The following is a 10,017-nucleotide window of genomic DNA, read 5'->3' on the forward strand; positions in this document are numbered from 1 at the left end:
TGGTGATTTTCGAAGTCGCCCTCTCCTGCGCGGTACTGTGTATCGGCGCGCTGCTATCGCTGGTTGTCATTCAGGCGTCCAAAATCGATTACGGCGTTCAGATACAGAACATCTGGTCAGCCAAAGTCAGCCTGCCGGACAGAACCTACCCTACCCCGCTCGACAGCTATAATTTCGACAATCGCGTCGTCGCTGAGCTGAAATCTCAACCGTCGGTGGAACAGGCTGGTTTGATCAGCCGTTTGCCCGGCGAATTCACGCCGACCAGCAATGTCGAAATCGAAGGGGCCAGCTATCTGCGTTCCAACCGTAACCAGTACCCGCGCGTCAATGATGTGGTTGCCTATCCGGGCACGCTGGAAGCCCTGGGCGTCAGAGCGGAGACCGGCCGTTTACTGACGATGAACGATGACAGCCGTTCGCAGAAAGTCGTTGTCGTCACCCGTTCGTTTATCGATCGCTATCTAGCCGACGAGGCGATGCCGATCGGCAAGAAAATTCGATGGGTCGAGGGCGACGATCACGACTGGTACACCCTGGTTGGCATCATTCCCCATATCATTCAAGGACGGCCTTTCGGCCATACTAAAGAGATGCCTACCGCCTACCGCTCTATGCTGCAAGCGCCGCAGGATCAGATGTCGATTCTCGTCAAAGGGGTGAATCACGAAGATCTCAGCCATATCATTCAGTCGAGCGTCAGCCGCATCGATAGTCAGCTTCCGGCCTATCAGGAGAAAACTTTACAGGAAGTGGTGGGAAGAAATACTGTCGGCTTAAGTTACATATCTATATTATTCAATATGTTTGGAATTATGGCCGTACTGCTTGCCGGCAGCGGTATTTATGGGGTGATGGCAAAGAGCATTCACCAACGTTATGCCGAACTGGGAACGCGGCGCGCACTGGGCGCGACGCCAGCCAACATCCTCTCGCTGATCCTGATGCAGGGATGGTGGCAACTGGCTATCGGTCTGGTGATTAGCCTGCCGGTGATCGCGGTCGTCACGCCGATGATTCTTAAAATATTCGGCAGTCAGGGCATTGCGTTGACGGCGCTGTTTGTCGCTACGGCACTGCTGATTGCCGTCGTCGTCACCGTCGCCACGCTGGTTCCGGCAAGACGCGCCATCCAGATACAGCCTATCGATGCGCTAAGACATCAATAATCAAGCAGGAAAGAGTGAGGGCCTCATGAAGTCGAGTTACAAGGTATTGGTGGCGGATGATGACATCAGCATCATCAAGACATTGAAACTGATGCTGAAACTGCATCAGTTCGATGTTATCACCGCCACCCAGATGGATGAGGCGCTCATGCAGGTCCGGGAAGGCAAGCCCGATATCGCGTTACTGGATCTGAATTATCAGCGTGATACCACCTCAGGCAACGAAGGGCTTGAGCTGATTGCGGACATCAAACGGATTGAGCCCGATTTGCCGATTATCGTCATGACCGGCTGGGGGTCTATCGATATCGCCGTGGACGCGATGAAGAAAGGGGCCGCCGACTTCATTCAAAAGCCCTGGGATAACGAACGTCTGGTGCAGGCGCTGAATGTGCAGCTGCAACTGGTGGAAGTCCTGAAAAAGCAGCGCTCGTTGCAGCAGCAAAACGTCCTCCTGCAGCAGCAGCTTCACCCCTGTTTGCAGGATGAACTGGTGGCGCAGTCTCCGTCGATGAAGCAGGTGATGGCGATTTTGCAGCAGGTGATCCCAAGTCACGCCAGTATCTTGCTCACCGGTGAAAACGGCACGGGCAAAAGCATGCTGGCCAATTACATTCATCAACATTCAACCCGCAGCGACGCCAGCTTCGTCTCGGTCAATATGGGCTGTATTCCTGACAGCCTGTTTGAGAGCGAGATGTTCGGCCACGTCAAAGGCGCGTTTACCGACGCGAAAACCCAGCGCATCGGGCGCTTCGAACTGGCGGACGGCGGCACCCTGTTCCTTGATGAAGTCGGCAATGTGCCCATCAACCAGCAGGCGAAACTGCTGCGCATGCTGGAAGAGCGCCAGTTTGAAAAAGTCGGGGCCAGTAAAACCCAGTCGGCGGATGTTCGCATTATTTCAGCTACCAATGCCGACCTGGCGACGATGATCGACGCCGGCGAATTCCGCAAAGACCTCTACTATCGCCTGAACACGTTCGAAGTCCGCATTCCCGCACTGCGGGAACGAAAAGAGGATATCCCCGAACTAGTCAAACGGAAGCTGAAAAGCCTGACGGAACGCTACCGCAAACCCACCTTCACCATTACCGAAGAGGCGATGCAGACGCTGCAGAACTACCCCTGGCCGGGCAATATCCGGGAGCTCAATCACACGCTGGAACGCACCGTGTTGCTCAGCAGCAGCCACGTGCTGGACCCGCATCTTCTGCGGCTCGCCCTGCCAGTCGATCCGGAAGGTGAACCGCAAAAAACGGGGGAAAACGCGCTGTCTGACACGCCGAGAAGTCAGCCGATCGACTTACTGACGCTGGAAGACATCGAGCAGGAAACCCTGCAAAAACGCCTCGCGGTGTACAACGGCAACGCCTCTGAAGCGGCCGAGTCGCTGGGGCTGAGCCGCAGCGCCTTTTATCGTCGTCTTAAAAGGACTGGCTGAATTCTATGTTCCGGCACTCACTCGAGTCATTACAGCAACGTCTGCTGATCATCGCCTCGCTTCCCTCTTCGGTGGCGATTATCGTGCTGATGATTTGGAATGATTACTCCGGATATCTGATCGCCTTAGTGGCGCTGATTTGTCTGACGATCATCGGCTACTGTTCGCTGATGACCCGGCAGGTGCTCAATTTTCAGCTGACGACGCTGACCAATCTGATCGAAGCCATCACGCATAACGATTTCAGCCTGCGGGGGAAACGTCAGAAAGCCGACAGCGAGCTCAATGGCCTGATTGATATGATCAACGGACTCGCCTCCTCCATGCAAAAACAGCGTCTGCACGTCAAACAACAACAGTATCTGGTCCGCAAGGTGCTCAACAATATCGACGTCGCCATCGTTGCGCTGAACAGCGATCAGGAGATCGCGTTCGTGAACGAAACCGCCGTTTCCTTGCTCGGCCAGTCGGCCAAAGCGCTGAAAGGCCTCGCGCTGAATGACCTGTCATTCCGTTCGCTCTTCGAGCTGCCGGCCAACAGCGTCGTGGAGTACCAGTTTCCGAAACGGCGCGGACGCTACAAAATCATCCTGGAAAAATATTTCGAAGATGGAAAGAAACAGCAGCTGCTGTTCATCACGGATGTCAGCCAGCTGCTGCGTGAGGAAGAGTACCGCGCATGGCGTAACCTGCTGCGCGTCATGAGCCATGAGATCAACAATACGCTGACGCCCATCGCCTCGTTGAGCCAGATGTTATTGTCGGCTGTACCCGACGATGGCAAGGAGGAGAATCAGGATTTACGAGACGGTCTGGATATCATTAACGAGCGGGCCTTGAATCTGAAAAGCTTCGTGGACAGCTATCGGAAACTCACCTCGCTCCCCCTCCCCCAGAAAGCGCCGCACAATATCGATTCGCTCATCAGAAAAATTCTCACCTTATTTGAACACCGGAAAACGCACATCATTTCCAGTGAAAGCGTCGAGGTTAATATCGATGCCGTTCAAATAGAACAGATGCTGATCAACATCTTAAAGAATGCCGATGAAGCCATGTCCTCACCGGAAGGCGCCATTTATCTGAGCTGGAAAGTCAGGGACAATGAGTTCTGCCTGAAAATCCTCGATGAAGGCTGCGGCATTGGCAACCCGGAAAATATCTTCGTTCCGTTTTACAGCGTGAAGAAAAACGGGAGCGGCATTGGTTTGATGCTCTCTCGCCAGATTGTCGAATCCCACGGCGGTTATTTCAGCCTGACGAACCGGGAAGATCAGCCAGGCTGTAAGGTCACCATCAAATTCCCGACGGAATAAACGTTAAGATCACCGGAGTGATGACGTCCCCCAGTCAGCAACGATCTAGCACGGCGTATCCGCGCCTGGCATCGCATAAAACGCTCAGCGCTTTTTGCTGATGCGCTTACGGAGCCTGCACAAAATCGGTCACACGTTGGATCAACTGTCGATCCCGCACAATCCCGCGATGTCCGCTGCCCTCCGTGATATAGAGTTCACCCGCGCCAGTCGCGCTCAACAAATGAAAAGCCTGCGTCAGCGCGATATTGTGATCGTCCCGATCGTGACACACCAGCGTTGGAACGGCGATGCGCGGCCAGCGGGTATAGGAAATCGAGTCCGGTTCATGGCCATAGCGTTCGAGATAAACCCGATTGATCCGCTCAGTGAGCGCCACCGGCACGCGATGAAAGGCGATGTAGGCCTCCAGCACGCAGGGCAGAGACTCCGGACTACTGAGGATGACCAGTCGCCGACACGGAAATGGCAGCGTCGCGGCATGCAGCAACGCCGTTCCACCAAACGAATGACCGAGCGCCGCGCAGAAGGCGCCGTATCGCTCGCCCAGCTGACGGATGACCGCCACCAGATCGCTAAAAGAACAGCGCTCCCCCTCTGACTCGCCATGAGCGGGTAAATCCGGGGCGATCACCTCGTATCCGGCCTGAGTGAGAGACTCCATGAGCGGGCGCAACATGACGGCCCGCGCCTCCCAGCCGTGTATCAGTAATACCCGCCGGGCCGGAGACTCAGCCCCGGAGCGATACACGACGACGCGCTGTCCGGCGCAGATCACCGTATCCTGGCGCAGCGAGCTCAGCCATCGCGCATCGGTTTTCTTGCAGGGCATCCGGTGGGGATGCTCAAACAGATCCAAGGCGTAGGAGGCCGCTTTGCCGGGCGCGAGCCAACGCAGCAGGTGCAGGTCCAGCCAGCGCAATCGGCGACAGGTCGGCGCATAGTGGCTTTCAGGCACGATCGGATTCTTGAGCAACAGCGCGGGTCGCCGCTGCCGACGAACCAGAAAGATATGGTAGCGACGGTGCAATATCGCCGTTAGTTTCAGCACCGGCAGAAACAAATCATAGAGCATATTGTCGACCCAACCTGCGGCACAACATCCCGTATTCATACGCGAAAATCGCTAAATACAAGACGTTGAAAATCAAGATACTCTTCATCAGCTTCAGCATCGCCTCCGGCTGCGTTGCCACAAACAGCACGATAGCCACCATCAGGCTTTCCATGATGAACGTGATCAGAAGCACCCGTTTTCCCCTGCCCAGCTGTTCCAACATCGTCTGAATACTGGCAATCAGCGAGGTGATGAAAAACGTCGGCAGCAGCCAGAACATGATCGCATAGGCGCTCACGCGCACCGCGCCGTCGACGGACATCATATCAACCAGCTCAGTCCGGGTGAGATACGCCACCAGCGTCAGACCGGCATACACCAGCGCAATCCCGGTCATTCCCTGACGCAGAAGCCGACTCAGCTGCGGCGGCGACGTGGTGGCGAGCCGCTGATTGATCCCAATCGCGATAGCCGACCCCAGCGCCACGGCCGGAATGATGAAGAAGGCGCGCAGCTTCACCACGATAAGAAACCCGCTGGCGTAAGCGGCGCCTAGCTGACTGAGCAGCGGAAACAGCACGGCGGAGCTGGCAAACGCGAACAGCATGGTCAGGAAAATGGGCACCCCAGCGTCAGCCGTGATGGCACGCAGTCTGGGCAAAAACGCGCGCGGCTGCGGGTCCGCGCGCCCCATCACCGATGTGTATAAAGACAGTGCCGAGAACGGTAAAACGGCAAGCGCGGCGATCAGATTGGCGTAGATGACCGCCATAAAACCGTTTTGATAATAATGCAGGCTGATAAAGCAGCTGGTCAGATTGATGATGATAAACAGGCTGACGAACACCATACTGACGGCGGTTTTCCCCTGCCCCCTCAATCCGGCGTTACACAGCTCCAGCATCAACAGCGGTATTACCGACAGCAGATAAGCGGGAAGAAAACGGGAGAACAGCGCCGGTTCGTCGTTCGGGTAAATACCCTGCCACCCGGCAGCGCCCCATCGGCTACCGAGCGCGAGCGCGACCAGCAGCAGGCCGCCGCCGACCGAAAAAATCGCGCTGCTGTGCCAGACCCGGCAGGGAGCCCAGTGCGTGACCGAACGCGCGCTGAAAATCTGGTTGGTGATCGTCAGCCCTTCCAACAACGCGATGAAGATGAAGTAAAAAGGCTGAAGCATGGACAAGATATAAAGCGCCCGTTGCCCCCCACTCTGCGTACCCAGTAGCCATATCGGCCCGTTCTGCGACAACGAGACGACGACGGCCGTCAGGATCATCGGCCAGGCCAGAGTCAGGATCTGGCGGATCTCCCCGCCGGGCGCATCAGCCGCAGCGCCAATCAGCGAAGGCTTTGCCATGCTTCATTCACCTTGTTGCCCGCCGAGGGCGGCGGCGCGCCGGTTTTGCCGAACACGCAGTACACCATCATCGAAAAATGGCTAAGGGTATGGGTATTGCCGAGCAAATAACCGTGTCCCCCCATCAATTTTTCGGCCTGCCCGCTGAGGTGGGTTATCGCGAGATGCTCCTGCTCCAGATCCTCATAATCCGCCTGTTCCAACCGCACGCTCAGCTGGCCCAGAAGCTGGGTGATCTCCCCGTAGATACTGGCGAAACTGGCCTTGATCAGCTGATGCCGCGTTGTTTTCTGACCAAAGCTGCTGCGTGCGTTCAAATGCGCGTAGGAGATATCCAGCATGCGGGCGACCACGCCCAGACGCAGCGCGGCGACAATCAGAGAAAGCCAGTGAGGCGCAGGGCGTGATTCCGTCACCGCGACTTTACGGAGATGCATAAACGACAACACGCGATCCGTAGGCAGCGCCGTGCAACCGTCGAGCGCAATGTTCGTTCCCTCCGGGTGGTAGAGAGGCGAAGACGCGTTCGCGGGCAACAGCCCGATCCCATGACAGGCCAGACCGCCGGGGGCTCCCGCGATCAGAGCGGTGAACTGGGACAACGCATCGACAGGTTCGAGGTGACGACCATACGAGGTGGCTTGGGTGAGGTGTTCCGCGCTGACTGCCCTCATACCGATTCAGCGCCTTGCCAGGCGTCAAGCCACTCGGCCAACGCGCCCACGCTGGAGAAAGAGTGCTGACTGATTTGATCGGGGTCGAACATCAGTCCCTCGATGCTGTCCTCAAGCGTCAAAAGAAATTGAACAAAGTTCACGGAGTCCAAATCCAGATCTTCTTCAAAACGCGTACTTTCCGTCACATCCAGCGACGGCGTTTCGAGAACGTCCTGAAGAGCGTGCTTAATAACGTCTAGAGTTTCCATTTGAATGACCTTAATGAGATTTTACGAGACTAATAGCGGATAAAGTGATTCCCATTCCGGCGGAAAATGCCATCACCGTTTGATGGGAGGGTTCATTTTTTTTAAGTGAGAGGTGATGAAAAATATCGGAACACCACAGATGTCCCATGCAAGAGATTTGGGAAAGATCGATAACTGATGTCCATCCTCGCGCTTGCGCCACTCTTTTTAACAAAGGCGTATTCAGGTTATAAGGAATGACAATATCAGGCGTCTTATTAGCACCTAAAAACTGCGCTAAAAACCGATTTAATTCCTCGAAGAACAGAGTGCGTAATTCACTCCGCTCCTGCGGCGTCATCTCATCCTGATTTTTATAGTAGCGATGAACATGTTCTACTTTTGTATCTTTAATTTCCCAAACGCCATCTTCCGGGCTTAATAAACAGGCCGTCGATAGTTCGCCCAACAACCCCACCGGCATACGATTAAATGAAGCGCTAAAGCTTTTTTCCCCGCTCAAAATAATAACAGGAAATTGATAACCATTATCGTCCATACGACAAGCCAGATTAACGGCGCTCAGGCCTGACGCACAATGATTCATGCTCAGCGTAAAATACCGCCAGTGGGAAATCCCGCATTCATTTGCAATTTCCCCCAGCCACTCATCATCGAAAAAGGTATTATGCGTTTGCGTTTTCGTATAAATAACCATTCCGTAACCACAGCGTAACTTCGGATATTTATCCAATAATCTCGCCATCGTTTCCAAATGCATTTGCTTATGACAAAGCCGATTCATTACCACGCTATCAAGCGAAAAAATACGTTTGAAGACCTTGATATCTCTATCATTAATCTGATGCGTCACGTTAAGCGCATCCAGATTGCAGCACTGCTGATAACGCATATCGCTACACTGAATATCTTTGATGAAGAGCGTCATCTATTACCATCCCTGTTTAATTTCAGCCGTTAAACAGCTCTTCACAAATAGTTTACGTCGCTGGCGACCTATTAGATTTATGATGGCGAAAGTATCATCTTTTATTGTGGATATTTGACTGAGATTGCCTGTAAATAAGTTAACTCAGTTTCATTCAATGACAATTTCAGTCAAATTCACTTAAAAATGACAGCGTAATCTTCAGCCTAAATAGCACTATAAAAATGACAGGGTGAATTCATTCATCAGGGAGAAGCAATGGCTGACATTATTAATGATTTAATAACAATAATCACCAGCGAGCTTGAGAGTCTTGGTCTGGATGAGCATCGAATCAACCTGGTTCTATCCGGCCGTGAATTATATGGTTTTTCTGGCGTGCTCGACTCCGTAAAATTAGTCGAACTGGTTGCCGGACTGAATGATCGCATTGAGAAAATCACCGGAAAGAATATTGATCTTTTTGAACGCATGGATAATGAATTTTTTGGTAACTTTTTAAACATTAATGCATTGAGCCATTACCTGGCAGAGAGCATTCAGCATGCACCACTGTAAATACGACAGCAGATACATAACAAAAAATAATATTGAAGGTGTCGAATATAATAAGCTCGCCGATGCCATTGGTACGCCCTGTTATATTTATAGCGCCAGTCAAATAAAGGACGACCTGCGACAACTCAAAGCCGCTTTGCCGCCTGAACTGCATTTTTTCTATTCGCTCAAAGCGAACCCCAACCTGTCATTGGTCAGCCTGATCCATCAACAGCAGGTGGGCTGTGAAGTGTGTTCGCTGCCGGAGCTGGAAACGGCGTTGATGGCGGGCGTCCAGCCCGACGACATCATCTTCGTGGGACCGGCGAAGTCTGATGCGGAACTCCAACGGAGCGTCGAGCTGGGGATCCACGCGGTAGTGGTGGAGTCCCGGGATGAACTGGACAGGCTCAATCAGATAGCCGCGCAACAGAATAAGCAGCAGCGTTTTGCCCTGCGCATCAACCCGGACTTCGCGCCCGCCAAAGCGCGCCTGGTCATGAGTGGTAAACCACGACAGTTCGGGATGGACGAATCACAGGCGCTGAGCCTGATGGCGCAGCGACACGCCTACTCGCACTTACAGCTATGCGGCATTCATATCTATCTGGGGACGCGGATTCTGGATGCGGAAGCCGTTGCCCACAATACCCTCAACATCCTGCGTACCGCCGAAAAATGTCAGCAAGAGACCGGCGTTGCGCTGGAATTTGTCGATATCGGCGGCGGGCTGGGGATCGCCTACCACGAGAAAGAGACGCCGCTGGACCTCGCCTTGCTGGGGACATTGTTGCAGGCGCCCATCAGCCAGTTTCAGCAACGTCACCCGCACGTTCGACTGGTAATGGAGTTGGGCCGATTCATCGTAGCGCGCAGCGGCGTGTTTGTGACGCGCGTCCGCGATGTCAAATCGTCGCGGGATAAGCGTTTTGCCATCTGCGACGGCGGCTCCAACTGTCACGGCGCCGCCGCCGGTTTGGGCGCGGTGATCCGCAAAAATTTCCCCGCGGAGCGGCTGGGGATAGCGCCGCCGGGCGCCCCGCTACAGCGCTACGACCTGACCGGCCCGTTGTGTACGCCGACCGATATCATCGGCGAAAATGTCCTCTTACCCACGCTTGAGGCGGGAGATCTCATCGGCCTGTTCAACTCGGGCGCTTACGGCCCCACCGCCTCTCCCGTCTATTTTCTGAGTTTCGGCTACCCCGCCGAAGCGTTGGTCGATGGCGATCGCGTCGTCCTGATCCGTCGGCCTGACGATATGGCCCATCTGCTGCGTCA

At 54.3% G+C, this 10,017-nt stretch carries 10 protein-coding genes; 5 read left to right on the forward strand and 5 right to left on the reverse strand.

Annotation, left to right across the window (positions count from 1 at the left end):
- The 3 genes from Q7O77_RS10020 to Q7O77_RS10030 form a co-directional block, all read left to right on the forward strand.
- The coding region (locus tag Q7O77_RS10020; protein ID WP_304166500.1) for an FtsX-like permease family protein at positions 1-1,169 on the forward strand (1,169 nt) is incomplete at its 5' end.
- A 25-nt stretch (positions 1,170-1,194) separates the two neighbouring features.
- Positions 1,195-2,613: a sigma-54 dependent transcriptional regulator gene (locus Q7O77_RS10025; RefSeq protein ID WP_304166502.1), complete on the forward strand. Its 1,419-nt coding sequence runs from the start codon at positions 1,195-1,197 to the stop codon at positions 2,611-2,613.
- Between the two features lie 5 nt (positions 2,614-2,618).
- Entirely contained in the window at positions 2,619-3,929 is a 1,311-nt protein-coding gene (locus Q7O77_RS10030) for a PAS domain-containing sensor histidine kinase (protein ID WP_304166505.1), read from the forward strand.
- A gap of 106 nt (positions 3,930-4,035) precedes the next feature.
- On the opposite strand, the gene Q7O77_RS10035 is transcribed toward Q7O77_RS10030, so the two are convergent.
- Genes Q7O77_RS10035 through Q7O77_RS10055 form a run of 5 tightly spaced genes read right to left on the reverse strand, consistent with a single transcriptional unit; the run spans position 4,036 to position 8,199 of the window.
- Positions 4,036-5,004 (reverse strand): alpha/beta fold hydrolase, encoded by a 969-nt coding sequence (locus Q7O77_RS10035; RefSeq protein ID WP_304166508.1) that lies wholly within the window; start codon positions 5,002-5,004, stop codon positions 4,036-4,038.
- Positions 4,994-6,346, reverse strand: coding sequence for an MATE family efflux transporter (locus Q7O77_RS10040; protein ID WP_304166510.1), 1,353 nt, complete (start codon positions 6,344-6,346; stop codon positions 4,994-4,996). Before Q7O77_RS10040 ends, Q7O77_RS10035 begins: the two co-directional genes overlap by 11 nt.
- Positions 6,328-7,020, reverse strand: coding sequence for a VfmB protein (locus tag Q7O77_RS10045; RefSeq protein ID WP_304166512.1), 693 nt, complete (start codon positions 7,018-7,020; stop codon positions 6,328-6,330). The genes Q7O77_RS10040 and Q7O77_RS10045 overlap by 19 nt, the downstream gene beginning before the upstream one ends.
- Positions 7,017-7,271: an acyl carrier protein gene (locus Q7O77_RS10050; protein ID WP_304166515.1), complete on the reverse strand. Its 255-nt coding sequence runs from the start codon at positions 7,269-7,271 to the stop codon at positions 7,017-7,019. Before Q7O77_RS10050 ends, Q7O77_RS10045 begins: the two co-directional genes overlap by 4 nt.
- Positions 7,272-7,281: 10 nt before the next feature.
- Positions 7,282-8,199 (reverse strand): hypothetical protein, encoded by a 918-nt coding sequence (locus Q7O77_RS10055; RefSeq protein ID WP_304166516.1) that lies wholly within the window; start codon positions 8,197-8,199, stop codon positions 7,282-7,284.
- Positions 8,200-8,457: 258 nt separating this feature from the next.
- Between Q7O77_RS10055 and Q7O77_RS10060 the strand changes: the two genes are divergently transcribed.
- Positions 8,458-8,757, forward strand: coding sequence for a hypothetical protein (locus Q7O77_RS10060; protein WP_304166518.1), 300 nt, complete (start codon positions 8,458-8,460; stop codon positions 8,755-8,757).
- On the forward strand, positions 8,744-10,017 hold a 1,274-nt coding region (gene lysA / locus Q7O77_RS10065), incomplete at its 3' end, for a diaminopimelate decarboxylase (RefSeq protein WP_304166521.1). The genes Q7O77_RS10060 and lysA, both read left to right, overlap by 14 nt.

Source organism: Lonsdalea britannica, from assembly GCF_946477055.1.
GTDB classification, from domain to species: Bacteria; Pseudomonadota; Gammaproteobacteria; order Enterobacterales; family Enterobacteriaceae; genus Lonsdalea; species Lonsdalea britannica_A.